Annotated in this window: 27 protein-coding genes; 11 read left to right on the top strand and 16 right to left on the bottom strand. The window is 60.0% G+C overall.

What is annotated here, in order from left to right; all coding sequences use genetic code 11:
• Positions 1–30 precede the first annotated feature (30 nt).
• Both sfsA and map read left to right on the top strand, forming a co-directional pair.
• The gene (gene sfsA / locus IE087_RS14485) at positions 31–735 is read left to right on the top strand and encodes a DNA/RNA nuclease SfsA (RefSeq protein WP_189370085.1); all 705 of its coding nucleotides are present in this window, start codon (positions 31–33) and stop codon (positions 733–735) included.
• Positions 736–785: 50 nt separating this feature from the next.
• Positions 786–1,610 (top strand): type I methionyl aminopeptidase, encoded by an 825-nt coding sequence (gene map / locus IE087_RS14480; protein ID WP_189370084.1) that lies wholly within the window; start codon positions 786–788, stop codon positions 1,608–1,610.
• Positions 1,611–1,746: 136 nt separating this feature from the next.
• On the opposite strand, the gene rsmD is transcribed toward map, so the two are convergent.
• Positions 1,747–2,292 carry a 16S rRNA (guanine(966)-N(2))-methyltransferase RsmD gene (gene rsmD / locus IE087_RS14475; protein WP_189370083.1) on the bottom strand — a complete coding sequence of 182 codons (546 nt, stop codon included), beginning with the start codon at positions 2,290–2,292 and terminating at the stop codon, positions 1,747–1,749.
• Positions 2,289–3,491 carry an NAD(P)/FAD-dependent oxidoreductase gene (locus IE087_RS14470; RefSeq protein ID WP_189370082.1) on the bottom strand — a complete coding sequence of 401 codons (1,203 nt, stop codon included), beginning with the start codon at positions 3,489–3,491 and terminating at the stop codon, positions 2,289–2,291. Before IE087_RS14470 ends, rsmD begins: the two co-directional genes overlap by 4 nt.
• An 86-nt stretch (positions 3,492–3,577) precedes the next feature.
• Here IE087_RS14470 and IE087_RS14465 point away from each other — a divergent pair, with 86 nt between their 5' ends.
• Positions 3,578–4,066, top strand: a complete 489-nt coding sequence (locus IE087_RS14465; RefSeq protein WP_189370081.1) for a peroxiredoxin — start codon at positions 3,578–3,580, stop codon at positions 4,064–4,066.
• Between the two features lie 80 nt (positions 4,067–4,146).
• Here the strand turns inward: IE087_RS14465 and IE087_RS14460 are convergent, their stop codons facing one another.
• From IE087_RS14460 to IE087_RS14435, 6 genes are all read right to left on the bottom strand, one after another.
• Positions 4,147–4,443: a 4a-hydroxytetrahydrobiopterin dehydratase gene (locus tag IE087_RS14460; RefSeq protein WP_189370080.1), complete on the bottom strand. Its 297-nt coding sequence runs from the start codon at positions 4,441–4,443 to the stop codon at positions 4,147–4,149.
• Positions 4,440–5,627, bottom strand: a complete 1,188-nt coding sequence (locus tag IE087_RS14455; RefSeq protein ID WP_189370079.1) for a GNAT family N-acetyltransferase — start codon at positions 5,625–5,627, stop codon at positions 4,440–4,442. The genes IE087_RS14460 and IE087_RS14455 overlap by 4 nt, the downstream gene beginning before the upstream one ends.
• A 65-nt stretch (positions 5,628–5,692) precedes the next feature.
• Positions 5,693–6,460 (bottom strand): glycerophosphodiester phosphodiesterase family protein, encoded by a 768-nt coding sequence (locus IE087_RS14450; RefSeq protein WP_189370078.1) that lies wholly within the window; start codon positions 6,458–6,460, stop codon positions 5,693–5,695.
• Complete coding sequence (locus IE087_RS14445; protein ID WP_189370077.1) at positions 6,457–6,915, bottom strand: RidA family protein; 459 nt, start codon at positions 6,913–6,915, stop codon at positions 6,457–6,459. Before IE087_RS14445 ends, IE087_RS14450 begins: the two co-directional genes overlap by 4 nt.
• A 67-nt stretch (positions 6,916–6,982) precedes the next feature.
• Positions 6,983–8,284 carry an HlyD family type I secretion periplasmic adaptor subunit gene (locus IE087_RS14440; RefSeq protein WP_189370076.1) on the bottom strand — a complete coding sequence of 434 codons (1,302 nt, stop codon included), beginning with the start codon at positions 8,282–8,284 and terminating at the stop codon, positions 6,983–6,985.
• On the bottom strand, positions 8,281–10,017 hold the full coding sequence (locus IE087_RS14435) for a type I secretion system permease/ATPase (protein WP_189370075.1): 1,737 nt from the start codon (positions 10,015–10,017) through the stop codon (positions 8,281–8,283). The genes IE087_RS14440 and IE087_RS14435 overlap by 4 nt, the downstream gene beginning before the upstream one ends.
• A gap of 165 nt (positions 10,018–10,182) precedes the next feature.
• Here IE087_RS14435 and IE087_RS14430 point away from each other — a divergent pair, with 165 nt between their 5' ends.
• The gene (locus IE087_RS14430; RefSeq protein ID WP_229801394.1) at positions 10,183–10,944 is read left to right on the top strand and encodes an MlaA family lipoprotein; all 762 of its coding nucleotides are present in this window, start codon (positions 10,183–10,185) and stop codon (positions 10,942–10,944) included.
• 7 nt (positions 10,945–10,951) lie between these two features.
• Positions 10,952–11,542: an MlaC/ttg2D family ABC transporter substrate-binding protein gene (locus IE087_RS14425; protein WP_189370436.1), complete on the top strand. Its 591-nt coding sequence runs from the start codon at positions 10,952–10,954 to the stop codon at positions 11,540–11,542.
• An 88-nt stretch (positions 11,543–11,630) separates the two neighbouring features.
• Here IE087_RS14425 and IE087_RS14420 read toward each other — a convergent pair whose 3' ends face one another.
• Positions 11,631–13,787 carry a transglycosylase domain-containing protein gene (locus tag IE087_RS14420; protein ID WP_189370073.1) on the bottom strand — a complete coding sequence of 719 codons (2,157 nt, stop codon included), beginning with the start codon at positions 13,785–13,787 and terminating at the stop codon, positions 11,631–11,633.
• A gap of 251 nt (positions 13,788–14,038) precedes the next feature.
• On the opposite strand from IE087_RS14420, the gene IE087_RS14415 reads away from it, so the two are divergent.
• The 4 genes from IE087_RS14415 (at position 14,039) to IE087_RS14400 (ending at position 17,732) form a co-directional block, all read left to right on the top strand.
• Positions 14,039–14,377: a P-II family nitrogen regulator gene (locus IE087_RS14415; RefSeq protein ID WP_189370072.1), complete on the top strand. Its 339-nt coding sequence runs from the start codon at positions 14,039–14,041 to the stop codon at positions 14,375–14,377.
• A gap of 27 nt (positions 14,378–14,404) precedes the next feature.
• Entirely contained in the window at positions 14,405–15,715 is a 1,311-nt protein-coding gene (gene amtB / locus IE087_RS14410; protein WP_189370071.1) for an ammonium transporter AmtB, read from the top strand.
• Positions 15,716–16,419: 704 nt separating this feature from the next.
• A complete protein-coding gene (locus IE087_RS14405; protein ID WP_189370070.1) occupies positions 16,420–17,130 on the top strand; it encodes a YiiX/YebB-like N1pC/P60 family cysteine hydrolase in 711 nt (236 codons plus the stop codon).
• 59 nt (positions 17,131–17,189) lie between these two features.
• On the top strand, positions 17,190–17,732 hold the full coding sequence (locus IE087_RS14400) for a GNAT family N-acetyltransferase (RefSeq protein WP_189370069.1): 543 nt from the start codon (positions 17,190–17,192) through the stop codon (positions 17,730–17,732).
• On the opposite strand, the gene IE087_RS14395 is transcribed toward IE087_RS14400, so the two are convergent.
• From IE087_RS14395 to smpB, 4 genes are all read right to left on the bottom strand, one after another.
• The gene (locus IE087_RS14395; RefSeq protein WP_189370068.1) at positions 17,716–18,897 is read right to left on the bottom strand and encodes an amino acid aminotransferase; all 1,182 of its coding nucleotides are present in this window, start codon (positions 18,895–18,897) and stop codon (positions 17,716–17,718) included. The two genes, IE087_RS14400 and IE087_RS14395, sit on opposite strands and share 17 nt — an antisense overlap.
• The gene (gene sseA, locus IE087_RS14390; RefSeq protein WP_189370067.1) at positions 18,897–19,751 is read right to left on the bottom strand and encodes a 3-mercaptopyruvate sulfurtransferase; all 855 of its coding nucleotides are present in this window, start codon (positions 19,749–19,751) and stop codon (positions 18,897–18,899) included. The genes IE087_RS14395 and sseA overlap by 1 nt, the downstream gene beginning before the upstream one ends.
• 72 nt (positions 19,752–19,823) lie before the next feature.
• Entirely contained in the window at positions 19,824–20,093 is a 270-nt protein-coding gene (locus tag IE087_RS14385) for a hypothetical protein (RefSeq protein ID WP_189370066.1), read from the bottom strand.
• A 143-nt stretch (positions 20,094–20,236) separates the two neighbouring features.
• Positions 20,237–20,713 (bottom strand): SsrA-binding protein SmpB, encoded by a 477-nt coding sequence (smpB, locus tag IE087_RS14380; protein ID WP_189370065.1) that lies wholly within the window; start codon positions 20,711–20,713, stop codon positions 20,237–20,239.
• Positions 20,714–20,827: 114 nt separating this feature from the next.
• Between smpB and IE087_RS14375 the strand changes: the two genes are divergently transcribed.
• On the top strand, positions 20,828–21,499 hold the full coding sequence (locus IE087_RS14375; protein WP_189370064.1) for an SGNH/GDSL hydrolase family protein: 672 nt from the start codon (positions 20,828–20,830) through the stop codon (positions 21,497–21,499).
• A 92-nt stretch (positions 21,500–21,591) separates the two neighbouring features.
• Here IE087_RS14375 and IE087_RS14370 read toward each other — a convergent pair whose 3' ends face one another.
• The 3 genes from IE087_RS14370 to IE087_RS14360 form a co-directional block, all read right to left on the bottom strand.
• On the bottom strand, positions 21,592–22,995 hold the full coding sequence (locus IE087_RS14370; RefSeq protein WP_189370063.1) for a PepSY-associated TM helix domain-containing protein: 1,404 nt from the start codon (positions 22,993–22,995) through the stop codon (positions 21,592–21,594).
• Positions 22,996–23,038: 43 nt separating this feature from the next.
• Complete coding sequence (locus tag IE087_RS14365) at positions 23,039–23,422, bottom strand: hypothetical protein (protein WP_189370062.1); 384 nt, start codon at positions 23,420–23,422, stop codon at positions 23,039–23,041.
• Between the two features lie 101 nt (positions 23,423–23,523).
• Positions 23,524–24,342 carry a sulfotransferase family protein gene (locus tag IE087_RS14360; protein ID WP_189370061.1) on the bottom strand — a complete coding sequence of 273 codons (819 nt, stop codon included), beginning with the start codon at positions 24,340–24,342 and terminating at the stop codon, positions 23,524–23,526.
• 140 nt (positions 24,343–24,482) lie between these two features.
• Here IE087_RS14360 and IE087_RS14355 point away from each other — a divergent pair, with 140 nt between their 5' ends.
• Complete coding sequence (locus IE087_RS14355; RefSeq protein ID WP_189370060.1) at positions 24,483–26,060, top strand: DUF5928 domain-containing protein; 1,578 nt, start codon at positions 24,483–24,485, stop codon at positions 26,058–26,060.
• The last annotated feature ends 31 nt before the right edge of the window (positions 26,061–26,091 follow it).

The raw sequence follows: 26,091 nt of genomic DNA, 5'->3' as shown, positions 1-26,091 counted from the left end.
AGGGGCCAATCACGGTATAGGCCTGCCCCCATGCGCTTTCAAACCGAACTTGTGCCCGCCACGCTGATCCGCCGCTACAAACGCTTTCTGGCCGATTGCCGGTTGGAGGATGGGCGCGAGGTGGTGGCCCATTGCGCCAATCCCGGGTCGATGATGGGGCTGGCGGATCCGGGCTTGCGGATCTGGTTGGAGCCCAATGACGATCCCAAGAAGAAGCTGAAATTCGGCTGGCGGCTGGTTGAGCATGAAGGCGGGCATTTCACAGGCGTGGATACCTCTGTGCCGAACAAAGCCCTGCGCGCTGCCTTTGAGGCACGCGAGGTGCCTGGTTTTGAGGGCTACACGACCGTGCGACCCGAACAAAAATATGGCGAGGGCAGCCGGATCGACTTTCTACTGCAAGGCGACGGGCTGCCGGACGCCTATGTCGAGGTGAAATCTGTGACCCTGTCCCGTCAGAACGGTCTGGCGGAGTTCCCCGATTCCGTCACCGCCCGTGGGGCGAAGCACTTGCAGGAACTGTCCCGCATGGTGGGCGCAGGGCATCGGGCGGTGATGCTGTACCTGGTGCAGCGCACCGATTGTGATCGCTTCGCCCTCGCCAGCGACATCGATCCGGGATATGCTGCTGCGTATGCGGCCTCGTCCGGGGCGGGGGTGGAAACCCTATGTCTCAGCTCCCATATTACGCCCGCGGGCGTACAGGTGGGTGCGCCGTTGGCCGTGGTCATCTGACCCACTGGCCCTTATTGCCGCAGTGCAGTATGTTTGACAGATGAACGCTTATGGAGCGCACTTTGGACCGTGATACTCGTGGCCGTCTGACCAAGGACGGTATACGCATCTATGACCCTTCGGACTTTGCCGGGATGCACGCGGCAGGTCGGCTTGCGGCCGAGATTCTGGACGCGATGTCGGCCCACGTGTTTCCGGGCCAGACGACGGGTGCGATCGACAAGGTCATCACCGACATGGTCGAGGCGGCTGGCGCGACCTCGGCCACCATTGGTTACAAGGGGTATCAGCACGCCAGCTGCATCAGTGTGAACCATGTTGTCTGCCACGGCATTCCCGGCGACAAGGTTCTGAAGGATGGCGACATCCTGAACATCGATGTCACGGTCATTGTTGATGGCTGGTACGGCGACACGAGCCGCATGTTCGTAGCTGGCAAACTGCCCCGCAAGGCCGAGCGTCTGATCGAAGTGACCCATGACAGCCTGATGCGTGGGATTGAAGCGGTGAAGCCCGGCAATACGTTTGGCGACATTGGCTATGCCATCCAGAGCTTTGTCGAAAGCCATCGCATGTCCGTCGTGCGCGATTTCTGCGGGCACGGGCTGGGCCGCGTGTTCCATGCGCCCCCTAATGTTTTGCACTATGGCCGTCCAGGCACTGGTGCCGTGCTTGAGCCCGGGATGTTCTTTACCATTGAACCGATGGTGAACCTTGGCCGTCCGGAGACCAAAACGCTGTCTGACGATTGGACCGCCGTGACGCGCGACAAGTCCTTGTCAGCCCAGTTCGAGCATTCGGTGGGCGTGACCGAGGATGGGGTTGAGATCTTTACCCTGTCGCCTGCAGGGACCTTTCACCCGACATATGGCTAAGGGCGGGGCGGACGACACGTCCGCCTTACCAGTCCTGTAAGGGGCAGCTTGCTGCACCTGAAATACATCTGCATGACGCGCTGAGGAAAACCTGTAAGGCGCACCTGTGGTGCGCCGGGCGGAGGGCACCTCCGCCTTACAGCCTCTCAAGCAGCGTGACGTGTGTGCCGCCGAACCGCCGTTGGTCCAGCACCTCGTAACCGTCAGGCGCCATCATCGGAGCGCTTTCTTCCCACACGATCACGGCCTCGGGCGCGCACCAGTCCCGAACCACATTCAACGCCTTCTCTCCCATCCCTTTGCCATATGGCGGGTCGAGAAAGACCAGATCGAACGGCGCGCCCGCCCACGCCATGGCCTGCGTCGCATCGCTGCGCATCAGCTGCGCCTGCTCGCCTGCCTCCAGCTTCTGGATGTTCTGTGTGATCAGCTTTTGTCCAACCCGGCCGTTTTCCACGAACACCGCTGCCTTACCCCCCCGTGACAGCGCCTCGAACCCCAAGGCACCCGTCCCGGCAAACAGGTCCAGCACATGCGCCCCTTCAATCACCCCGCGATGGGTCAGCATGGAAAAGAGGCTTTCGCGCACACGGTCGGGCGTTGGACGCAGATGCGCGCCCGGATCGCCCTTGCCCACGGTCGCCAGAGGCACGCCACGCCAGCGACCCGCAATGATCCTCACTTCAAGAGCGCCTTGAGGTCGCCACCGGGGTCTGCGACCACCGCCGGGTCTGCCGACTTGCCTGCCTCGATCAGCCGTTTGCCGATCATGTAGGCCCGCGGGTCATTGGCCGCGTCCACAGCCAGCAGCCTGTCACCCGCGTAGTACCAGAAGGACTTGGCCACCCCGCCATCCCGCGTCACGACCCGGTCGTAGCCGGTGTTCAGCCCGGCGATCTGCAGTTTCACATCATACTGATCAGACCAGAACCACGGACGGGCGACATAGTCCTTTTCCGCTCCCATGATATTTTCCGCCACGCATTCGGCCTGATCAATGGCGTTCGGGACACTTTCCAGCCGTATGCGGTCGCCGCGATAGGGGAAGGATGCGCAATCGCCCGCGGCCCAGACATGGGGCGCAGAAGTGCGGCCCTGGGCATCCGTGGCGATGCCGTTGTCGATTGTGATCCCGGCGGCTTCTGCCAGTTCGGTGCCCGGCGAAATACCAACGCCTACAATCACAACATCCACGTCCAGTGTCGTGCCGTCCGTCAACTCTGCCCCAGAAACCGTCCCGTCTCCGATCAGCCGCGTCAGGCCCACCCCTTCGCGCAAATCCACGCCATGGCTCTGGTGCAAGTCGCGGAAGTAGTTACTGGTTTCCGCCGCGGCGACCCGCTGCAGGATGCGATCCGCCATTTCAACAAGAACCACGTTCAGGCCAAGCTTGCAGCACACCGCCGCCGCCTCAAGCCCGATATAGCCGCCGCCAACGATCAGTGCCGTCTTGCCCGACTTGCACCACGGCGCCATCATGTCCACGTCTGCAAGATCGCGCACGGTGAAGACACCGTCCAGATCACCACCTATGGCAGCAGGCAAACGGCGCGGAGCGGACCCGGTGGTCAGCACAAGGTCGGTGTATTCCAAAACCTCGTCCCCAACCGTGACTGTCTGGGATGCGGTATCAATGGCCGTCACGGTCTGCCCGGTCCGCACATCAATAGTGTTGTCGGTGTAAAAGCTGTCAGGCCGCAGGAACATCCGCTCCAGCGGCATATCACCCAGAAGATAGGCCTTGGACAACGGCGGGCGCTGGTAGGGCAACGCAGGCTCCGACCCGATCAGCGTCACGCGCCCTTCGAACCCGCCATTGCGCAGTTTGGCAACGCAAGACGACCCCGCCTGCCCTGCTCCGATCACCACAACATGGCTCATGTGATTCACCTTTACCCTCGCCCTTTGCCGTAGTGCAGCCTATATCGCAGAAGAAGACAGACGCAATTCCAAGAAAGGCGCAAACAATGGCAATTTCTGTAGGCGACACGCTGCCCGATGCGACACTTGTTCACCTGGGTGCAGAAGGCCCCGAACAGGTGCAATTGAGCGACAAGACCAAGGGCCGCAAAGTTGTGATCTTTGCCCTCCCCGGTGCCTATACCGGCACCTGCAGCACCGCCCATGTGCCCAGCTTTATCCGAACCAAGGATGGTTTCGACAGCAAGGGCGTGGACGAGGTGATCTGTGTCTCTGTCAACGACCCCTTCGTCATGGGCGCCTGGGGCGAGGCAACAGGTGCCACCAAGGCGGGCATCACGATGCTGGGTGATCCGGATGCGACCTTTACCAAGGCCATGGGCCGTGCGTTCACAGCCCCGCCCGTGGGCCTCTATGATCGTTCGACACGCTACGCGATGGTCGTCGAAGACGGCAAAGTGATCGTGCTGCAGGAAGAAGAAAACCCCGGCGTCTGCGACGTGTCCGGTGGTGAGGCCCTGCTGGAAGCGATCTGAACCCGCGCCAAATCAATATGACGTAAAAGGCCCCCGATCCGGGGGCCTTTTTCATTTGGATCACGTCCACGCGGCCCGCCTTATTCGGCCAAGCTGTCCAACTTGCGAGCCAGTTTCACATCCAGCGGGCTCAGCCCACCCACGTCATGCGTCGTAAGCGTCACTTCCACCCGCTTGTAGACATTGAACCACTCGGGGTGGTGATCCCACTTTTCCGCCCAGATGGCCGCGCGGGTCATCCATGCAAAAGCATCCACGAAGTCGGCAAACTCAAAGGTCTTGTGGATCGCATCGCGCCCGTCGGTCACAGCCCACCCGGTGGCAAGCAGCGGATCCAGCAGCGTGGTCCGCGTCTCCTCACTCAGCTTTTCCATCATTCCTGTTCCTCGATCTGAACCTTCTTGAAAGGCCCGTAATCCGTGAGGATTTCGATCTCCTCTTCCACCGCCTCACGTTCGGCTTCGAGGTAGCGGGCAACCGCGTCGGCAAATCCCGGATCACCCAACCAATGCAGGCTGTGGGTCTGCGTCGGCAGATAGCCACGCGCCAGCTTGTGTTCCCCCTGTGCCCCCGCCTCGACCCGGGCCAACCCGTGTTGTATGGCGATGTCGATGGCCTGATAGTAGCACAGTTCAAAATGTAGGCAGGGGTGATGCTCGATACATCCCCAGTAGCGGCCAAAGAGCGTTTCCGCGCCGAAAAAATTCAACGCACCCGCCACGTAGCGCCCATCTCGTTCGGCAAGAACCAATGCCAAGTCATCAGCCAAAGTCTCGTGCGCGATGTCAAAAAAGCGGCGGGTCAGATAGGGCGTGCCCCATTTGCGCGCGCCAGTGTCCTGATAAAAAATCCAGAACGCATCCCAATGCTCAGGCCTCAGATCATCGCCCGTGAGCACGTGGATGGTGCCGCCGAAATCCTGAGCGCGCTGCCGTTCCTTGCGGATGTTCTTGCGCTTGCGGCTGGAGAGTGAGGCGAGGAAGTCATCAAACGTCTCATACCCGTCGTTCAGCCAGTGAAACTGCTGCGTGGTCCGGGCCATCAGGCCCAGATCAGCGCCGAAGTCCCGTTCTGCTTCTGTACAGAAGGTGACATGCAGTGAACTGAGTTTGTTGTTTTCACCAAGCTGCACCGCGCCAGAGATCAGTCCCCGCATCCCAAGTTCAGGAAAATCCGGATGTGTCAGGAACCGCCGACCGGTGGCCGGTGTGTGAGGCACCGCGATTTGCAGTTTCGGGTAGTACCGTCCCCCCGCTCGTTCGAACGCGTGGGCCCAGTTGTGATCAAAGATGTATTCGCCCTGGCTGTGGCTTTTGGCGTACATCGGTGCAAAGCCGATGGTCTGCCCCGCCGCCATCGCCTGCAGGTATTGCGGTTGCCAACCGGTGCCGGGTCCGACCGAGTTGCTGTCTTCCAGCGCCTTTAGAAAGCGGTACGTGGTGAAGGGATCATTAGGCCGGCCACCATTTGCAGCCTCGGGGCAGGCGCAGGCGTCCCAATCCGTTTCTAAAACGGCGGACAGGCTGGGCAACACACGGATTTCAATTTCTTGTTCGGACACGCAAGTCTTTCCGGGGGTGTTCCCCTGCACTTCGACCACTGAATGTGTGCCGCGCGTGGCGCGGTTCAACCGGGATGGGGGGCAAGGTAGCCTTCGAAGGTCACATTTTCGGCGACCTCGCGCGCTTGTGCTTCTTCTTCAGGCGATCGGATGGTCCAGCAGAGGATGTTGGCACCGGTGGCTTTCAGCTCTGCGACACACAGACGGGCGAGGTCTGCCGCCTCGTGACTGATGAAGGACGCGCCAACCCGGTCGAAATCCGGGATGTCGCGCAGGTGATCGCGTGTCGCGGCATTCAGAGGCCAATCCTCGACAGTGTAGGCACTGGTGACCAATCCACGCGGGATCTCGGGGCAAAGCGCGGCCATGCGCGCCACGCTGTGCGGGTTGAAAGACATGAGGGCTACGGGGCCATCGTACCCTTTCAATGCATCTGCCGTGGCCTGCTCCAGCGGACCGAGATTGTCACCCATCGCGCCGTCCTGATCCTTGATCTCGATCAGCAGCGGAACTTGCCCTGCAACGATCTCAAGTACCTCGGGCAAGGTCGGGATGCCTTCGTCACCGCCTTTGAGTGGCATCTGCCCCAGTGTCCCCGCGGGGACAACGCGCACGGGGCCGGTCCCTTCGGCCAGACGGTCCAGCGCATAGTCGTGAAACACCATCGCCTGATTGTCCGCGCTGAGCTGCACGTCGATCTCGATCCCGTAGCCATGCGCGATGGCCGCGCGAATGGCGGCCCGGCTGTTTTCAGGGCGACCGTCGGTCACGTCATGCAGGGCACGGTGCGCCAGTGGCGCACCGAGAAAGGCGGCAGGCAGGCGCGGGATCATTTGATTTGGAAGATGCCTTCAATCTCGACCGCAACACCCAGCGGGAGAGCCGCCGCAGAAACAGCAGAGCGGCTGTGACGGCCCGCATCCCCAAGCGCTTCTACCAGGAAGTCGGACGCACCGTTGATGACTTTGGGCTGGTCTGTGAAGTCGGCGGTCGAGTTGACGAAACCGGTCAACTTGATCACACGCACAAGCCGGTCGATGTCGCCACCACAAGCGGCCTTCACTTGTGCCAACAGGCTGATGGCACAGGTTTTTGCGGCTGCCGCCCCGGCCTCGACTTCCATGTCGGCGCCGAGCTTGCCCAAGATCAAGCCGTCCGGTCCGTTTGATATCTGGCCCGAGACATAGACGATGTCACCCACTTGCACGAACGGCACGTAGTTGGCGGCCGGTGCAGGGGCGTCGGGCAGGGTCACGCCAAGCTCGGACAAGCGGGATTCGATGGACATGGGACGTCTCCTTTGATCGGTTTGCGCGGACGCTAGACCGACCGCACCGCCGTGAAAAGGCCCGATGTCAGGATTCGCGGAACGCGCGGTTGAAGTAGTCCGCCATCGGCTTGATTAGGTAGGCCAGCGGCGACCGGTCGGCAGTGCGAATGAACGCCTCGACCGGCATGCCGGGGACCAGCACCTGCCCTTCGTTCAGCTTGTCGATCTCTCCAGGGCTCAGCACGATTTCAGCGCGGTAATAGCTGGCGCCGACATTTTCGTCCTCGAACGCATCTGCAGATACCAAGGCCACCTCACCCACCAGTTCAGGTGTTGTGCGCTGGTCAAGTGCCGAGAACCGCAGGTTCACGGCCTGCCCCGTCACAATCTGGTCGATGTGCAGGGGATCCACCCGTGCCGCGATGACAAGGGGACGATCCTGCGGAATCAGGAATAGGACCGGATCAGCGGCGCGCACGACCGATCGCGGCGTTTGCACCCGCATGTTGTAGACAATGCCGGACACGGGCGCGCGGATTTCCATCCGTTCGATATCGGTCAGCAGGGCCTGCCGCTGTTCGATCAGTTCCAGCTCACGCGTACGCAGATCGCGCAGGCGGCTGATCGCCTCTTCGCGCCGCCCGGAGGTCAGGCGCAGCACTTCGATTTCAATCTCTGTGATGCGCTGTTCGGACTGTGCCTTGGATGCGGCAAGTTCCCCGATCTGGCCGTCCAGCGATGCTTGCTGTCTCTGAAGCGCCAGAACACCTGAGGCTTGGGCCAAACCGCGTTCGAGCAGGCTTTGTTGTGCCTCCAACTCCTGCTCAATCAATTCAAGCTGACGGGCAAGCGACAACTCCTGTGCCTCGATCCCTTTGATTTGATTGCGGGTCTGAGCAGCGCGTTCCGCGAGCTGTTCTGCCTGGCTTTCGATGGACTCACGCCGCGCGTAGAAAAGGTTCTCCTGCCCGGTCACCAGTTCCTGAACATCGGGCCAAGTGGCTGCGACCTCGAGCAACTTGGGATCAAAGGTGATCTCGTCCTTGTCGTCCCGCTCGGCCTCGAGCCGTCCGCGACGGGCCATGAATTCATAGAGCTGCCCTTCGACGATGGCCTGGCTGGAGCGCATCTGTTTGACGTCGAGTTGGACCAGCAGGTCGCCCGCTTCGACGCTGTCGCCCTCTTTCACTTCGATCTTGGACACAATGCCGCCCGTCGAATGCTGTATGACTTGCCGGTTCTGATCGACTTCAATCCGACCAGACGCGATGACAGCCCCGGCGATTTCGGTCAGTGTTGCCCACGCAACAAGACCACCCAACAGACCAAAGAGGCCAAAAAAGCCAATGATAAGTGGCTTGGTTGCTGACCAGCGTTTGTCGCTCATGATACCCCTCCTGCGCCTGCGGGTGCACGCTGGATCTGTTCGTGGTTCTTGACCATGGATTTCAACACTTCGTCCTTGGGACCAAAGGCTGTGCCCACACCACCGTCGATGACCAGCAGCAAGTCACATTCCTGGATAGCGGCGGGTCTGTGTGCCATGATAATCACGGAACGCCCATCAGCTTTGGACGCACGGATGGCCTGGTTCAGTGCCATCGTCCCCTCGTTGTCGAGGTTCGAATTGGGTTCATCCAGGACAAGGATCACCGGATCGTCGTACAATGCCCGCGCAAGGCCGATGCGCTGAATCTGCCCGCCCGACAGCCGCTGTTGGCCTGCGTCGATGCGTGTGTCGTAACCATCTGGTAATTCGAGGATCATCTTGTGTGCGTCTGCTTTCTGAGCGGCAGCAACCACTTTGCCATCATCGGGTGCGGTAGAAAGGCGCGCAATGTTTTCAGCAATAGTGCCGTCAAACAACTGAACCCGCTGCGGCAGGTAACCGACATGCATACCCAGAACATCCGGTGCATATTGATCAAGGGCCGCGGCATCCAGACGGATAGACCCGCCCGCCGGGCGCCATACGCCGGTAAGGCAGCGGGCCAGCGTTGACTTCCCTGCCCCGGAAGGACCAATCACGCCCATGGCATGACCGGGCGGCAGATCGAAGTTAAGGCTCCGCAGGGCTGCCGATTTTTCGCCCGGCGGGACCACCGTCAGGCCTTTGGCGACAAGCCGCGCCTTGGGTTTTGGCAGTTCGGTCCGCGTTGGTTCAGGGCCTACGGTCCCCAACAACTCAGACAGGGCACCCCAGCCCTTGATCGCGCGCTGGACAACCGGCCACTGCGTCAGCATCAGTTCGATCGGCGCAAGTGCGCGACCCAAGAGGATGGACCCGGCGATCATCGCGCCCGGCGTCATTTCATTTTGCAGGACCAGATACGCACCGACGCCAAGCATGGCGCTTTGCAAGAACAGGCGCAGCGTCTTGGTCAGCGATGTGAACCCGCCTCCAACATCGGTTGCCTTTATTTGCTCTTCCAAAGCTGTTCCGCGTGCCTTTTGCCAGCGGTCATGCGCAGCACCCCGCATGCCCATGGCTTGCACCATCTCAGCCTCGATCCGCAGCTGGTCTGACATAGAGGATGCCACCTGACCCGCCTGCGCCGCGCGCGCTTGTGGCAACCGCGACAACAATTGGTTGGCCAGTGCAATCAGGATCAGAACCGCACCGCCCGCAAGGGCAAGAAAACCCAGCATCGGGTGAAAGATGAAAATCGCGGCGATGAAGATCGGCGTCCACGGCAAGTCAAAGAACGCCATCAGCACTGGTGATGTGATGAATCGTTGCACGCCTTCGAGATCCGCAAGGCCGGTTTGCGTGCGCAGATCAGGCGCAACGGCAGACTTGCGCACCACGGCATCAAACACCCTGCGGTCCATATCATCCTGGAAACGCGCCCCGACCCGGGCCATGATTCGGCCCCGCGTGAAGTCGAGAATGCCCATGACGCCGTAAAGAAAGACCACCAGAAGTGACAAAGCGATCAGTGTTTCTTCGCTTTTGCTGCCCAGAACGCGGTCATAGACCTGCAGCATGTACATGGGGCCGGTCAGCATCAGCAGGTTCGCAAACAGGCTGAACAGCCCGACTGCCCAGTACAAACCCCTGCTTTTACGGCGCGCGGTACGCAGTTCCGCTTGCCCTCGTTTCGTCAATTCACTTTGCATAGGCACCATTTCGCTTGTTTACCGACCGCCTTTGTATTCACGCCACGATGCCGTATTTTGCCTGTCGCGCAAGTGACACATGTACAAGGTTACCCAACTGACGCTATGGGCATTTGGAATAACCGCATTAATTACGTGTACAGAATATCCAACGGAGATTTTGCTTTGTCTCTTTTTTATCGCGCCCGGCGCGCTGCCATTCTTCTACTCGCTGTCGGATCGCTGGCGGCTTGTGCTACGTCGGACCAGCGGCAGGCGCAACCGGATGGCGTGTTTGATCCGTACGAGGCGCAAAACCGCCGAATCCACGCATTCAATCGTGGTCTGGACCGTGCAGTGGTGCGACCCGCGGCCGTTGGCTATTCGACCGTGCTGCCAGACGAGATCGAGGACAGCATCAGCCACTTTGCCAAGAACCTTGGCGAACCTTCGGTGGTGGTGAACAGCCTGCTTCAGGGCGACGCGCGGGGGGCCGGCATTTCGACCGTTCGGTTCCTGACCAACTCGGTTCTGGGCATCTTTGGCCTGTTCGACGTCGCAAGCGACTTCCAGATTCCACAGCACGATACTGATTTCGGTGAAACGTTGTACGTATGGGGCGTGGGGGAAGGCGCGTATGTCGAACTCCCCCTTCTTGGCCCGTCGACCGCGCGCAACACAACCGGCAAGGTTGTTGACCTGTTCACGAACCCGCTGAGCTATATGGTCGACAGCCCGGAACAATATTACGGGACCGTTGCAGCGGCGGCTTCCGGCCTATCGCGGCGCGGACGGTTTTCCGACACGGTCGATTCGATTCTATATGAAAGTGCGGACAGCTATGCGCAAGCGCGCCTGATCTGGTTGCAAAACCGCCGCTTTGAATTGGGTGACACGGGAAGCGCTGCCGAAATTGACCCGTTTGCCTTGGATACAGAGGGTTTTTAACATGATGATGTACCGACGCCATTTTATCGCCGCAGCAACCAGTGCTGCCACAGTTCTTCCAGCCCTGCCCGCTTTTGCCTTGACCGAAGCAAGTGCAGAGCGACTGATCAATTCGCTTGTCGGCGACATCAACGGTGTCATCGCGTCCGGCAAGGGCGAGAGCGCGATGTTCCGTGATTTTGAACGGATTTTCGCCAAGTATAGCGACACTTCCTACATCGCGGCCTACGCGATGGGGGTCGATGGGCGCAGCGCCTCCAATGGCCAGAAACGGGCGTTTTCCAAAGCCTTCCAGGGCTATATCTCACGCAAGTATGGCCGCCGTTTCCGTGAGTTCATCGGGGGTCGCCTCGAAGTCAAAGGCGTGCGCAAGGTCAAGAACTGGTTCGAAGTTGAAACCACGGCCTTTCTGCGGGGCGAGTCGCCGTTTGCGGTGACCTTCCATGTCTCGGACCGGTCCGGACGTGACCTGTTCTTCAACATGTTCATCGAAGGTGTGAACCTGCTGTTGACTGAGCGGACCGAGATTGGCGCACTGATTGACCGCAATGGCGGCAATATCGATGCCATGATTTCAGACCTGGGCAAACTGGGCTGAGCCAGCCAATCACGGGACGATCAAGCGCAGGCTCCGCATGTTGCGGAGCCTTTCTTACATCAGCGAGTTGCCCGGATCATTGCCTGCCTTACTGTGAACGTCCGCCGCCGAGGATGTCCCGGACAAGCATTTCGATCAGGCCCTCGGTCGTCCGGGGCACTTCCTGTTGTCGCGGTGCCGGTTGAGGGGCAGGTGCCTGAGCTTGTCGTTTTGCGCGCTCCGGCACTTGCAACGGCAACGGACGCGCCGGCACGCCTTCGTGGACACGGACCATGGTTTCACGCCAGATCTCTGCCGGTAACCCACCGCCCGTCACACCGGTCAACGGCGTGTTGTCATCATACCCCATCCAGACGCCAGCGACGTAGTCCGCCGTGAAGCCAATGAACCAGGCATCGCGCGCCACTTGGGTGGTGCCAGACTTGCCAGCGATTTCATAGCCACCGAACTGCGCACGTTTGCCGGTACCCTCGCTTACAACTTTTTCCATCATCCAGATCAGTTCGCGTGCGGCCTGTTCACGGATCACGCGTTCGCCGATGCCACCGCCCGTACCCATCAGCGGTTCGTCGTCACCTTGAAGACGCAAATCGACCAAACCATAGGGGGTGACAGAAGATCCACCGTTCAGAATGCCGGCATAGGCGCCGGTCATGTCAAGAAGAGTACTCTCCGACGCGCCAAGCGCCAGTGCAGGACCATCTGCCATGTCGCCGTCGATCCCGAAATCGCGGGCCACTTGGCGGACAAGGTCACGGCCCACACTTTCGGATACTTTGACGGCGGGAATATTCAGGGAGTCTGCCAACGCTTTGGTCAAGGTCACCCGGCCCGAATAGGTGTTGGTATAGTTGCGCGGGGACCATCGGCCCGATCCAGGGATGTCGAGCGTCAACGGCTCGTCATCGACAAAGTCAAGCGGGGAGTACCCCAATTCCAATGCGACGGCATAGACAAACGGCTTGAAAGAAGATCCGGTTTGCCGTTGTGCCTGAATCGCGCGATTGAAAACACCTGCAACCTGCGTCTCGCGCCCGCCAACCATGGCGCGGACCGCGCCGTCAGCGCTCATTACCACAATGGCAGCCTGGGCCTTGGACCCTTCGCGCACCTTGGTTTCGAACACCTCCTTCAGCGCATCCTCGGCCGCGGTTTGCAGGCGTTGATCCAGCGTGGTGCGGATGATGACGTCTTCGGTTGTGTTGCGGGTGAAAAACTCCGGGCCCGTCGACATGACCCAATCGGCAAAGTAGCCGCCGGCCTTGCGGCGCGCCGCAGGCGACAAGTTGGCGGGGTTCTGCTGCCATTTGGCGACTTCGGCATCGGACAGATAGCCCTGTTCCCCCATCAGACGTAACACCGTCGCTGCCCGTTCTTGCGAGCGTTGCAGGTTGGACGTTGGGGCCATGCGGGACGGCGCGGTCAAGAGTCCTGCAATCATCGCCCCTTCGGACGGGTTCAGCTCCGTTGCGGGTTTTCCAAAGTAGCGTTGTGCCGCAGCTTCGGCCCCATATGCCCCTCCGCCCATATAGGCGCGGTTGAGGTAGATCGACAGGATTTCGTCCTTGGAATACTTCACCTCCATCGCCATGGCGTAGATGGCTTCCTTCGCCTTGCGCTGAAGCGAGCCGCGACGGCAATCGGAGACATAGGCCGCTTCGGATTCCCAGTCGGCCGGATCGTATTCAACGCCAAGGCAAAGCAATTTGGCCGTTTGCTGCGTGATGGTCGATCCACCGTGCCCCTGCAACGGGCCGCGGCCCTCGCGCAGGTTTATGCGCACGGCACTGGCCACACCGCGCGGGCTGACGCCGAAATGACGATAGAACCGTTTGTCCTCGGTCGCGATCACCGCGTTCTTCAACCCCGGCGCCACCGTGTCTGCCATGACCGCACCGCCGAATTGATCACCGCGCCACGCAAATCGATTGCCTTCCCGGTCGAGTAGTGTGACCGACCCTCGTGCCCGGCCATCCAGCAATTGATCCACATCCGGGAGGGTGGTCCAGAAGTAGCCTACAGCCAACGCAATGGCAGCAGTGACCGTCAGCCCTACACGCCATGTGACCCACCAGATCATCCGCATCACCCAGCGAAACAAGCGGACAAAGATATTGCGCGGCGGTTTCTTGGGTGCAGCTCTGCGACGTTTCGCCGGCGTTTTGCGCGCCGGTTTTTTTGCCGGCTTTTTCTGATAGCGGCGATCAGCCACCAAAGGGCGTTTGCCCTTTCTTGAATCACTCATTCTTGACCCCTGCCCGGCCTTATGTTTCCCGCAGTGTATCCCGTTTCAATCGCTTTGCCACGCCCCTGATCGACCAGGTATGGGATTCCTTACCGCCTAATTTTCAGGCAAGTCAGCGGGAATGCGCATTTTTTATGCACAACTCAGCGCCACACAGAAGCTTTAGCCGGCCGAAATCTTTGCCCTGCGCATGCGATGCTCTCTTTTCCCCGCATACCGCAGGGCGACCTGCCAACCAAAGGGGACATGTGGTGAAACTCATCATTGCTACGATCAAGCCGTTCAAGCTGGAGGAGGTTCGCGAAGCGCTGACCGAGGCCGGTGTTCGCGGCATGATGGTTACGGAAATCAAGGGCTTCGGTTCGCAATCGGGCCACACGGAAATCTACCGCGGCGCGGAATACGCGGTGAACTTCGTGCCCAAGGTCAAGATCGAGATCGTGGTCGCCGACGGCATGGCTGACCAGATCGTCGAAACCATCACCAAAACCGCCCAGACGGGCAAGATCGGGGACGGCAAGATCTTTGTCCTTGATGTCCAACAGGCCGTGCGTGTTCGCACTGGCGAAACGAACGAAGACGCCATCTGAGCGCCAGCCATAGGAAGAACACGGACAATGAAACTTACGAAATCTCTGATTGCTGGTGCAGCGCTGACCGCTCTGCCCACGCTCGCGCTGGCGCAGGATGCCGCGCCAGGCTTTGACGAAATCGGCCCGTACATCATGACCACCCTGCTGTTCTGCATGGCAGGTTTCCTGGTCTTCTTCATGGCCGCCGGGTTTGCCATGCTGGAAGGTGGCCTGGTGCGTTCCAAGAACGTCACCATGCAGATGACCAAGAACATCGCGCTCTATTCCATCGCGGCGATCATGTACTGGCTTGTCGGTTTCAACACGATGTACCCGGGCGATTTCAACGGTTACTTCGCCATCGGCGGCCAGACCGTACTGGACCCGGTTGGCGTTGCAGCCGCCGATGCCGCGCTAGACTATGCCTCGATCGGCTCTGACTTCTTCTTCCAGCTGGTGTTTGTCGCAGCTACCGCATCGATTGTTTCGGGCGCACTGGCCGAGCGGATCAAGCTGTGGCCCTTCCTGATCTTTGTCGTTGTTTTGACAGGACTTATGTACCCGATCTCGGGCTCCTGGAAGTGGGGCGGCGGCTGGCTTGATGCTGCTGGTTTCCAAGACTTTGCAGGCTCGACAGTTGTACACTCTGTCGGTGGCTGGGCTGCTTTGGCGGGTGCCATCGTTCTGGGTCCGCGCCTGGGCAAGTACAAAGACGGCCGCGTGAACCCGATGCCTGGTTCGAACCTCGCCCTTGCTACGCTGGGTACGTTCATTCTGTGGCTGGGTTGGTTCGGCTTCAACGGAGGTTCGCAACTGGCGATGGGCACCGTGGGTGACGTATCTGACGTGTCGCGCATCTTTGCCAACACCAACATGGCCGCTGCTGCTGGTGCTGTCACAGCCCTGATCCTGACGCAGGTTCTGTACAAGAAGCCTGACCTCACAATGGTGCTGAACGGTGCTCTGGCGGGCCTTGTGTCCATCACGGCTGAACCGCTTGCGCCCACTCTGTTCGGTGCGCTGTGGATCGGTGCCATCGGTGGCGTGATCGTGGTCTTCACCGTGCCGCTGTTGGACAAGCTTAAGATCGACGACGTGGTTGGTGCGATCCCTGTTCACCTGTTTGCCGGTATCTGGGGCACCATCGCTGTTGTCTTCTACAACAGCGACGCGAACCTGGGCACACAGCTGCTGGGCATCATCTCGTACGGTGTGTTCACCTTCGTCGCTTCGCTGGTCCTGTGGTTCATCCTCAAGGCGGTCATGGGCATCCGTGTCGGCGAAGAAGAAGAGATCACCGGTCTCGACATGTCGGAATTGGGCATGGAAGCCTATCCGGATTTCTCGAAAGGCTGAGGCTCCTTCCTCTCAGTTAGAGAACCGACTGACCGGGCGTCCGCGCCCGGTCTTTTTCATTTGTGAAGAGTGCGTGCGGTGGGCTAGCGCGCGCCACGCGACAGATCATCATGCAGCCGCGCGCCGACATTCTGCACATTTTCAATCCGAAACTGCGTATTTTGCAGCATCGGATTTTGGCTGATTTGCAAACCTTTTAAGGGACCTGCGTATTTTGAGGCTGAAACTGCGCATTTTGCAGGTGGGTACGACGAACACGGGTTAACGCAGCCCTTTCTGCCTGAAATTTATGCGGTGCGTTATGTGGCGCAGCCAGCGTCATTGGCCGCGTCAACGCGTTCCACCCAGCACATTGAACGTTCAAGGTCAGGTGCACATATCGAGATGATTGATTGAACTCGGATTGTGACGGAGGCATAGCGTATGAGGAAACGTCGAGTGATGGCCGCATTTCTGCTTTTGGTGGTTGGTGTCGTCGGGCTTTCAGGTTGTGATGGTCGAAACAACCCTGACAGCATCTTTTATATCCCGGTTGTACGCTAAGGCGGGGACATCTTGCGCTAGGCTCAGTTTGGTTTGCCCCACCCCCAACAAGCCTGATGCGCTAGGCCATATGGTCAAACTTCCGCCGTAGGTTCAGCCCGCCCATTGTCATTCCCGGACCTTCGACCGAAGCTATATCCGTGAAGCTTGGGAGACCGGATATGCGTGCTGTAGGTCGTCTGTTGGGTGGTTTGGCTGTTCTGTTATCGTCGGGCGCTTCACTGAGCGGCGAAACTGCAGTGGATTGGCATGCCATCATGACAGAGGCGGCATGGGATTGGCAGCCCGGTGATCTGATCTTTCGCAATGGGTTGAACAGCATCGACGAGGTGATCCGCAGCGCCGAGGATGCCGACTGGGCGAGTATAGGAATCGTACGACCGTCAACTGGCGGCCCCCGCGTCGTCTATGTGGATGAAACCAGCGGCGTGACCGAGACCATGCTGGACGCGTTTATCGCGGATGTGGGCGAGACAGACTATGCGGTTTATCGCGTCAAGGATGTCACGCCTGAGCTGCTGGACGGTCAGCATATTCAAGGGCCTATCGCAAGCTATACCCTGTTCGTGGCCTATGGCGCGCCATATGACACGCTGTTTCGATTTGGCAACGGTCGCTACTACAACGCCGAGCTTGTGTTTGAGGCATCTCTTAATGCAGGCGTGGTGCTGGGGCAGCCGCGCCCGATAAACGCATTGGCCTCGCCAGAGAGCGCATTGGGACAGCTGCTTTTGAAGGATTGGGCCGAGAACCCCTATTGCGTTGCAACAACGTCGACCGAACAGTGTTGGGAGATGATCAGCGACGCCTTTATCGTGACCCCTGCCAGCATTATCGCGTCCGACAAGCTTGAGCGTGTTTTCCTGAACTAGCCAAACAATTGCTTCGGCGCGCAAATGACACTGAGACCCGGAATATCGGACTGCAGAAGATGATTGAGACAGATCGCCTGATACTCAGAAAGCCCATCGCAGACGACTTCGAACCGTTGGCCGACATGTTCGGCGAGCCGCGTGTCACGGAACATATCGGCGGCACCCTGACCCGAACGGACGCGTGGGCGCGCCTGTTGCGTGATGTAGGACACTGGGCTTTGGAAGGCTTTGGCCAATTCATCATTGCGGACAAGGCAACAGGATCGTTTGTCGGCAAGGTTGGATTTGCGAAATACAAAAGAGATCTGGGGCCACATGCGGATACCGAGATCGAGTGCTCGTGGACCTTGAGGTCGTCATGCCATGGCAAAGGATATGCCAGGGAAGCGGCTGAGGCGGCGCACACGTGGTACAATGCGCATCAGGCCGGCCCAACAGCCTGCATGATTGGCGAGGCGAACGCGGCATCGCTCAGGCTGGCGGCATCGCTGGGCTATGCAGAAATAGATCGCCTTGCGGGCGCAAGCGGCGTGTCCATCGTCTTGCAACGAGATGGATCACGCCGGGACAGTCAGGCTGGGATCAAACCCCAGCCTTGACGATGGCGTCAGCCAGCACAGGAACCGTTTCTGCGTTGAGGCCAGCGATATTCATGCGGCTGTCCCCAACCATGTAGATGCCGGAGTCTTCGCGCATCTTGACCACCAGTTCGGGTGCTGCCCCGAGGCGCGAGAACATGCCCCTGTGCTGGGCGATGAAGCCGAACCGGTTGGAGCCGGAGCGTTGCTCAAGCTCTTTGGCGAGCCGTTCGCGCAGGTCCAGCATGCCGGTGCGCATCTCTTCCAGTTCCGCCATCCAGTCGGTGCGCAGGGCATCGTCATTCAGGATCATCGTCACAAGCCGTGCGCCGTGGTCTGGCGGGAAGCTGTAGTTCTGGCGGTTGAGGAAGTTCAGGGTGCCTTGGGCAATCGCCTTGTCCGTGCCGTTTGCCACGAGCATCAGGATGCCGGTGCGTTCGCGGTAGATCCCGAAATTCTTGGAACAGCTGGCTGCAATCAGGCATTCAGGCACCGCCGCCGCAACGGCGCGTGTGCCTGCGGCGTCCGCATCCAGACCGTCGCCAAAACCCTGATAGGCGATGTCGATCATGGGGGTGGCCCCGGTGTCGTTCAACACCTTGATCACCTCATCCCATTGCGGGCCGGTGAGGTTGGCACCCGTTGGGTTGTGGCAGCAGCCGTGCAGCAGAATCACGTCGCCCTTCTTGGCCGTCTTGAGATCGGCGATCATACCGTCGAAATCGACGCCGCGTGTTTCGTCATCGAAATAGCGGTACATGAACTTTTCCATGCCCAGGTAGTCGAGGATGGACAGGTGGTTGGGCCATGTCGGGTTCGACACGAAGATACGTGCATCGGCATTGGCCATACGGATCAGCTCAAACGCCTGCCGCACGGCCCCGGTGCCACCCGGTGTTGCGACCGAGTTGACCGAGCTGCGCGGCACGGTGTTGCCCAGCACAAGATTGACCATCGCGTCGTTGAAGTCGGGCGCACCGGCAAGGCCCACGTAGGACTTGGTGTCCTGCACCTCCCACAGTTTCTGCTCGGCCGCCTTGATCGCGCGCATCACGGGCGTGTTTCCCGTTGCGTCCTTGTAGACACCGACGCCAAGGTCGACCTTGGCCTCGCGCGGGTCCTCGCGATACATCTGCATCAGCATCAGGATGCCGTCGGGTTTCTGCGCAGTCAGGTGTTCGAACATCAGGCGTCTCCGGTTGCGACGGGGACCATGGGCGACATGCCCCACTCGGCCCAGCTTCCGTCATAAAGTGACCAGCTGTCATGCCCCATACGCTCAAGCGCGAGGGCGAGGATGGCTGCGGTGATGCCCGAGCCACATGTGGTGATGATGGGTTTGCCCAGATCGACACCTGCGCGTTCGAAAGCGGCGCGTGTTGCGTCGGGCGATTTCATCGTCTTGTCATCATTGAGCAGCGTGTCATAGGGCACATTGCGCGACCCCGGCACGTGACCCGACCGCATGCCTTCGCGCGGCTCTGGCGCTTCGCCGCGGAACCGTGCCGCCGCGCGGGCATCTACGACCTGGGTCGACCCCAGTTTCGCTGCCTGACTGACTTGCGTGACATCGCGGACCAGGTGGTTCTGAAACCGTGCCGTCAGATGCCTGTCCTTGATGACAGGCGCCATATCTTCGGTGGGGCGGCCTTCGGCCTGCCATTTCGGCAAACCGCCATCGAGCACAGCCACGTCACGGTGCCCCATCAGGCGGAACAGCCACCACACGCGCGCAGCACTGAGCAGTCCAGCCCCGTCATAGACAACGACCTGATGCCCATCGCCCACGCCCATGGCCCGCATGCGCGACATAAACTTCTCTGGCGGGGGTGCCATATGCGGCAGGTCGGACCGGGCATCACTGATTTCGTCGATGTCAAAGAAGCGGGCGCCCGGTATGTGCGCGGTCTCGTATTCAGCCCGTGCATCGCGGCCCGCATCCGGCAGATACCAGGATGCATCAAGAATCCTCAGGTCGGGATCCTTGAGATGCGCAGCCAGCCAGTCGGTCGATACAAGCGTCTTTGGATCGTCTGACATGGGTGAGTCCCTCCGGGCGGTCAAAAACGCCTTTGACTAACGCCGGAGGGACCAGATTTGCAAGGCCCCGCGTTAGCGGCCCAGTTGCTGGCGCAACGCCCCTACGATGGCCAGAACCGCGCCACCGCCGATGCCACCACCGGCCACTTGTTGCAGGATCCCCGCAAGGTCCATGCCGCCACTGGCGTCCCCTCCCAACATCGACAAGACCGTGCCTCCGATGCCGCCACCAACGATGCCGCTGAGCGAGTTAATAAGAACCCCTTGATTGAGGTTCTTGAGCATACCGCCCGCGGCATTGCCGCCGACCGCCCCGGAGATGAGGCCAATAAGGAGTTCCATGGTGTTCCCTTCCTTGCGGGGGTCGTATTTAACCCGACCCGCACCCCCGTTGCGTACCGGCGGCACTGGGGTAGCGCAGTTTCACAAGATCACATCAGGGGAAAGTGGCGCCTGTTTTCCCACAATTGGACGCAGACGTACGGTCAGCCGCGTTCCTTCAGCAGGCGCTGTTTCTGGCGGTTCCAGTCGCGCTTGGCGGACGTATCCCGTTTGTCGTGCAGCTTTTTGCCCTTGGCGATGCCGATCTTCAGCTTCGCACGGCCCCTATGATTGAAATAAAGCACGAGCGGCACCAGCGTCATTCCTTTGCGCTGGGTGGCGTTCCACAGATTCGACAGTTCCTTGCGACTGACCAGCAATTTGCGCGGACGTCGTTCCTCGTGCTTGAACGATTTGGCCTGATCGTAGGGCGCAATGTAGCTGTTGATCAGCCATAGCTCGCCATTGTCCACATGGGCATAGCTTTCTGCGATGTTGGCCCCACCGGCGCGCAGGGATTTGACCTCGGACCCTTCCAGCACGATGCCGCATTCGAGGTCATCCTCGATTGCATAGTCAAAGCGGGCCCGCCGATTTTCGGCAGCCACCTTGTAGTTGGGGTCTGATTTACCTTGCGCCATGGGCGATGGATGTAGGGGGTTGGCCGAGTACAGGCAAGGGGCCTGCAGGAGTTCATGGAATCTTGGGATTTGCGCAGATAAGATCCGGCTCGGGGAAAGAAACGGAGAACTGGTATGCAGGTCTGGATGGTACTGGCGGCATTTGCCGCCCTGCTGGGCTGTGCAGAGCCTGTACCATCCTCTGGTCAGGCCCGGATCATCGCGACCGGCGACAGCCTGTTGGCGTGGAATGCCGCCTCGAACCGGTCGGTCGTGTCCGCGCTGGAACAGCGCCTGGGAGCGAATGTCATAGATCGATCCGTTGTCGGTGCACGCTACCACTATGTCCTGCCCGTCAGCGGCAGCCTTGGGCTGCGGATCGGCAGTCAGTACGCGTCTGGTCCATGGGACTGGGCGATCATGAACGGCGGCGGCAACGATCTTTGGCTGGGCTGCGGATGCCGCAAATGCGACGGCCAACTGAACCGGTTGATCAGCGCGGACGGCGCACGCGGCACGGTCGTCGACAATGTGCGCAGGGCGCGGGCCGATGGCGCGCGGGTGATCTTTGTCGGTTACCTGCGTACCCCCGGCCAACCGTCGATGATCGACCACTGCCGCGACATAGGCGACGCCTATGAGGCGCGGCTGGCAAAGATGGCTGCGCGTGATGCTGGTGTCACCTTTGTGTCGATCGCCGATCTGGTGCCGCGTGGCGATCTGAGCTTTCACGCAGCCGACCGGATCCACCCCTCCCCCAAGGGCAGCGCAGCCATCGCGGCCCGGATTGCAGCGGTGATGCGGTAAGGCGCACGTTTCCGTGCGCCCCGCGACAGGCAATGGCTGTTCGGTACCCTGACTGTAAGGCGTACGTGTCGTACGCCCCGCAGGTCACAGCCTTATGAAAACGTCTGCTTCAGCGCCGGAATTCGCGACAGGATCAACCAGTCGAACAGCAAAACTGCCAGCAACGTGATCCCGGCCATGGGAAAGGCCAGAGAGATGGCCAGCCCCACAAGCACCGCCCCTTGCCAGAGCGGCATGTCCCGCGGCAGCGCGGGCGCAGCAAGCCGCAGACCGCCCGGGCGTCGTTTCCACCACATCACCACACCTGACACGCACAGAAGCAGGACGGACAGGCAGATCACGGTGTTGGCCAGCACGCTCCACAGGCCCAGCGTGCCCATGTGCAGAGCGATACCCACCGCCATGGCCTTGCCCGCCAGTGAGTAATCCGCGAACTGCACATCGGCGAGGATCTTGCCAGTGTATTGGTCAATATGCGTCGTCCGGTCCGCCATGGGGTTTTCGCTGTCATTGCTCATGCTGTCGCGCGACAGGGTCCAGACGCCGTCGGTCCCGCTGGGCAGGTTCAGCTGATAGCGTGCATCGAATCCAATCTGGCGGGCCAGCATATCCACCGTGTCGAGCGTCACGGGCGTGCCTTCGGGTAGACCGGTGATCCCGGCCTGACTGCCCGACGCCGGCATGGGCGTCTGTTCCAGCGCCCATGGCACTTCCTTGGGGCCGTGGTTCATCGAGGCATGTGTGTCATCGGACAGGGGCACGTTGTCCCATTTCGCGGCCGGAAACTGGCTCCAGGCCTGCACCATCTTCTCGCCCCAGATGCCCGCCCAGGCGAGGCCCGAGATCAGGAAGAACACCAGAAAGACAGAAATCCAGATGCCGAACACGCCGTGCAGCGATTTCCACGTCGCCCGCCCGCGTCCAAACGACGGAACAAGCGCTGCACGCCACCCCGCGCCGCGGGGCCACCACATATAAAGCCCGGTGGCGATCAGGACCATGCCGAGCGAAGCGGCAATCTCGATCATTCGATCGCCGGTCACGCCCAGCAGAAGGCTGCCATGAACGTTGTCGGCAAAGTCGTACCAGCCCGAGCGGCGCGGGAAGGTTTCAAGCACAGCGCCAGTGTAAGGGTCGATGGCGACCATGGTGGCCGCGCCATCCGCATCCACGCGAAAGATGGCGGCGCGGTCATCGCGGCGCGGGGCCACGTATTGCCGCAGTTCACCGCCCGGAATGGCGGCGACGGCGGCTTCGGCCTGTTGAGAGACCGCCAGTGCTGCCTCTTGCGGCACGACGGGAATGCGGTCGCCATCGCGCCCATCAAGGAAAGCGATCCAGAGCATCGCCATGCCGGTGATGGCAAGCATCGCAAAGAAAGGGATGACGTAGAGACCGGCATAGAAATGCCAGCGCCATGCGGCGCGGTAGAGTTTGGAGGACGCGGTTGCGTCTTGCGCCTGTGCAGGCGTGCGGGTTGGGTCGATGGAGACCATGGAAAGATTTCCTCTGTCAGATCAATGTTTTGGATTGGGTCTGTCAGAGAGCTGTGGGCGGCCCCCTTGGCCGGGTGCGATCGGGGCGCAGTTGCGCAACCGCTTGCGAGGTGCGGGTGAGTTTCGGCGCGAAGGCTGAGATGTGAGCCGCCTGTGCCGGGAAATCGATGGCTGGCGCGCGGTCGACCTTGGCCTGACCAGCCCAATCACAAAGCTCGTGCTGTGTCTCAACCGGGTTCCCATCGGCATCGAGCGTCACGGTTGTTGTCTCCAGACCCGTACAGATCACCATCGTGATCGTGCCCGCCTGTGCCTCGGGCATGGTGCCGGGGGCGATCAGCGAAAACAGCGTGAAGAGCAGCGTGACCGCAGCGCGCAGGCCCGTTTTGGCCGTCGAGGTCAGGGTGTGGAAAGGGTGCGCGCTCATGCGCACCGATTATAGAGCAGTCCATCCAAAGCCTACACGCAAAACTGTCGCAGTTGTGGCGGTGGTGTTAGCGAATGATCAAACCAGAAGGTAGACGCCCGTCAGTCGCCCAACTTCTTGTGCACCTCGTCGAGGTCAATCTCGCCAATGGGCATCTTGTTGGACGGATCTTCGAAATCGTATTTGAACACTTCGAAATCGCGTTTGTAGATTTCGTAGACGAGGTGCATCGACAGGTCGTCGAAGTAATCCTCGACCGGGTGGGCGCGCTTGGGCCCGTGCCCTTCGCTTTCGTTGAAGCGGGGGATGTCGGCGATGTTCACGCTGTTGGGCGTTTCGATGGCCTGCATGACCTCTTCCATGCCCTCGTTGAACTTCTCGGTCCAGATGATCTTGTCATAGCGGCCGCCGTTCACGATGAAAGTGCTGACATGGCCGGACATGGCGGACCAGTGAATGTCAGGCTCCATCGGGCGACGCCAGCGAATGGTGTCGCGGGCAAAGAGCAAAAAACGGCGGAACGACTTGATCTGATCAAACTCCTGCTTGCCGTCATCGCCACCCACTTCGATCCCGTATTTCTGGATCAGGAGGGGCACGAGGTTGCCGCGGTAGCGTTTGCCGTTGCGCTGGATGCCGCAGATCTTGTCAAAGAAGGACGACAAGATGCGGGTGTAGGGATTGCGGACACAGGTGAACGCGTAAGAGCCGTGGGATTTCACGTTGTCCGTGATGATTGGCTGGCTCGCATCCAGCGCCCATTTGTGCATACCGCCCTGGGCGTCGTGGATATCGCCATCAAAGAATTCGCCGTGATCGGAATAGAACATGATCTGCCCGATGGTCGAACACGCGCATTTCGGCACCACGCGGTACACCACGCTTTCGCTTTCCGTCATCCAGGTCCCCGGGAACCCCATACCACTCGCCCTTTTTACTTGCTGCGATCCTTGTCGCCCGCGTTATCGCGCAAAAAAGCAAAGAAATCCTGTTTATTCAATCTCTCCTTAGCTTTATCACCGTAAACAATCGCGCGTTAAGAGGCAGCAAAGTTTCCTAAATGGCAAAAATCGCCTACATCCTGCTGTGTCACAAAGACCCGGATGCCATCATCAAGCAGGCGGAACGGCTGACGGCTGCGGGCGACTATATGGCGATCCATTTTGATGCCCGTGCCAGCGGCGCTGCCTTTGCCAGGATACGCGCCGCCCTCAAGGACAACCCCAACGTTGTCTTTGCCCATCGTCGCATAAGGTGCGGCTGGGGCGAATGGAGCCTTGTGCAGGCCACGCTCTATGCTGTTGAAAGCGCGGTCGAGGCATTCCCGCGCGCCACGCATTTCTACATGCTGTCAGGTGATTGCATGGCGATCAAGTCGGCGGAGTACACGCACCGCTTCCTCGATGACAACGACGCTGATTTCATCGAGAGCTTTGATTACTTCGAAAGTGACTGGATCAAGACCGGGATGAAAGAAGAGCGGCTGATTTATCGCCACTTCTTCAACGAACGGACCCAGAAATGGCGGTTCTATACCAGCTACCACACGCAACAACGTTTCGGGATCAAGCGCGAGATTCCATCTGACATTCAGGTGCAGATCGGCAGCCAGTGGTGGTGTCTGCGGCGTCGGACCATTGAGTGGGTTCTGGATTTCACCCGGCAGCGGAAGGATGTGATGCGCTTTTTCCGGACCACGTGGATTCCGGATGAGACATTCTTTCAGACCATCGTGCGACATGTGGTGCCCGAGGACGAGATCCGCACGCGCACGCTGACCTTCCTGATGTTCACCGATTACGGCATGCCGGTCACGTTCTATGATGACCATTATGACCTGCTGCTGAGCCAGGATTTCCTGTTTGCCCGCAAGATCAGCCCAGAGGCAAAAGACCTGAAGCGCCGCCTCGGCCTTTTGTATGCAGCCGAGAATGTGCAGTTCCTGATTTCGAACGAAGGGGCGAGCCTGTTCAAGTTCCTGACTGGACGGGGCCGGATCGGGCGCAGATTTGCGACCCGGTTTTGGGAAACCGAAAGCACGCTCGGCCGCAATCGCGAATTGCTGATCATCGTGTGCAAGAAATGGCACGTAGCCAAACGGCTGCTCGAGCGCATCCGGGCCACGACCAATGTGCCCGCCATCGAATACCTGTTCAACGAAGAGCATACGCCCCTGCCCGATCTGGGCGGCATCCAGAAGACGCTGGAAAAACGGACCCGCCACCGGCGGGCCTTGATGCGGATGCTGTTTGACTATTTTGACACGGATCGCCTGATCGTCTGTATGGATCCGGGCAACCTGGACCTGTTGCAGGACTTTGCAGGCGACCGGTCGATCACGCGGATGCTGGAAATTCAGTGCGCCTTCACCGATGACTATCTGATCGGGCATGCCATGCGTGTGGGTCTGGCTGGCGAACAGACCAGCATCGAAACGCTTGAACGCTTGTTGCCAACGATCCGCAATGACATGACATTCGAATCCGATCGCATCCGCGACGCGGATTTCGAGCATTTGAACCGGATGGTCGAAACCGCGGACATTGAGGACAACGCATCGAGCCTGTCGCAGTTCCTGAGTGTGCCGGTGGACAAGGCCCGCGAGATTGCATCCGTCGACTACTTGTTTTCCGACTAGCCTGCGTCTTTGCGGTCGCGCTGACCCGGCC

It is taken from the genome of Tateyamaria omphalii (genome assembly GCF_014651375.1).
GTDB classification, from domain to species: domain Bacteria; phylum Pseudomonadota; class Alphaproteobacteria; order Rhodobacterales; family Rhodobacteraceae; genus Tateyamaria; species Tateyamaria omphalii.
The sequence above is the reverse complement of the archived record's forward strand: the minus strand, read 5'-3'. Positions and strand labels throughout refer to the sequence as shown.

What these genes read in the sequence shown, in the direction of transcription:
- IE087_RS14395 (WP_189370068.1), bottom strand. Translation starts at nt 18,897, where the DNA reads ATGTTCGAACACCTGACTGCGCAGAAACCCGACGGCATCCTGATGCTG.
- sfsA (WP_189370085.1), top strand. Translation starts at nt 31, where the DNA reads ATGCGCTTTCAAACCGAACTTGTGCCCGCCACGCTGATCCGCCGCTAC.
- smpB (WP_189370065.1), bottom strand. Translation starts at nt 20,713, where the DNA reads ATGGCGCAAGGTAAATCAGACCCCAACTACAAGGTGGCTGCCGAAAAT.
- IE087_RS14425 (WP_189370436.1), top strand. Translation starts at nt 10,952, where the DNA reads ATGTACCGACGCCATTTTATCGCCGCAGCAACCAGTGCTGCCACAGTT.
- IE087_RS14405 (WP_189370070.1), top strand. Translation starts at nt 16,420, where the DNA reads ATGCGTGCTGTAGGTCGTCTGTTGGGTGGTTTGGCTGTTCTGTTATCG.
- IE087_RS14435 (WP_189370075.1), bottom strand. Translation starts at nt 10,017, where the DNA reads ATGCAAAGTGAATTGACGAAACGAGGGCAAGCGGAACTGCGTACCGCG.
- IE087_RS14420 (WP_189370073.1), bottom strand. Translation starts at nt 13,787, where the DNA reads ATGAGTGATTCAAGAAAGGGCAAACGCCCTTTGGTGGCTGATCGCCGC.
- map (WP_189370084.1), top strand. Translation starts at nt 786, where the DNA reads ATGGAGCGCACTTTGGACCGTGATACTCGTGGCCGTCTGACCAAGGAC.
- IE087_RS14470 (WP_189370082.1), bottom strand. Translation starts at nt 3,491, where the DNA reads ATGAGCCATGTTGTGGTGATCGGAGCAGGGCAGGCGGGGTCGTCTTGC.
- IE087_RS14360 (WP_189370061.1), bottom strand. Translation starts at nt 24,342, where the DNA reads ATGGGGTTCCCGGGGACCTGGATGACGGAAAGCGAAAGCGTGGTGTAC.
- amtB (WP_189370071.1), top strand. Translation starts at nt 14,405, where the DNA reads ATGAAACTTACGAAATCTCTGATTGCTGGTGCAGCGCTGACCGCTCTG.
- IE087_RS14465 (WP_189370081.1), top strand. Translation starts at nt 3,578, where the DNA reads ATGGCAATTTCTGTAGGCGACACGCTGCCCGATGCGACACTTGTTCAC.
- sseA (WP_189370067.1), bottom strand. Translation starts at nt 19,751, where the DNA reads ATGTCAGACGATCCAAAGACGCTTGTATCGACCGACTGGCTGGCTGCG.
- IE087_RS14450 (WP_189370078.1), bottom strand. Translation starts at nt 6,460, where the DNA reads ATGATCCCGCGCCTGCCTGCCGCCTTTCTCGGTGCGCCACTGGCGCAC.
- IE087_RS14400 (WP_189370069.1), top strand. Translation starts at nt 17,190, where the DNA reads ATGATTGAGACAGATCGCCTGATACTCAGAAAGCCCATCGCAGACGAC.
- IE087_RS14365 (WP_189370062.1), bottom strand. Translation starts at nt 23,422, where the DNA reads ATGAGCGCGCACCCTTTCCACACCCTGACCTCGACGGCCAAAACGGGC.
- IE087_RS14375 (WP_189370064.1), top strand. Translation starts at nt 20,828, where the DNA reads ATGCAGGTCTGGATGGTACTGGCGGCATTTGCCGCCCTGCTGGGCTGT.
- IE087_RS14355 (WP_189370060.1), top strand. Translation starts at nt 24,483, where the DNA reads ATGGCAAAAATCGCCTACATCCTGCTGTGTCACAAAGACCCGGATGCC.
- IE087_RS14460 (WP_189370080.1), bottom strand. Translation starts at nt 4,443, where the DNA reads ATGATGGAAAAGCTGAGTGAGGAGACGCGGACCACGCTGCTGGATCCG.
- IE087_RS14445 (WP_189370077.1), bottom strand. Translation starts at nt 6,915, where the DNA reads ATGTCCATCGAATCCCGCTTGTCCGAGCTTGGCGTGACCCTGCCCGAC.
- IE087_RS14385 (WP_189370066.1), bottom strand. Translation starts at nt 20,093, where the DNA reads ATGGAACTCCTTATTGGCCTCATCTCCGGGGCGGTCGGCGGCAATGCC.
- IE087_RS14370 (WP_189370063.1), bottom strand. Translation starts at nt 22,995, where the DNA reads ATGGTCTCCATCGACCCAACCCGCACGCCTGCACAGGCGCAAGACGCA.
- IE087_RS14440 (WP_189370076.1), bottom strand. Translation starts at nt 8,284, where the DNA reads ATGAGCGACAAACGCTGGTCAGCAACCAAGCCACTTATCATTGGCTTT.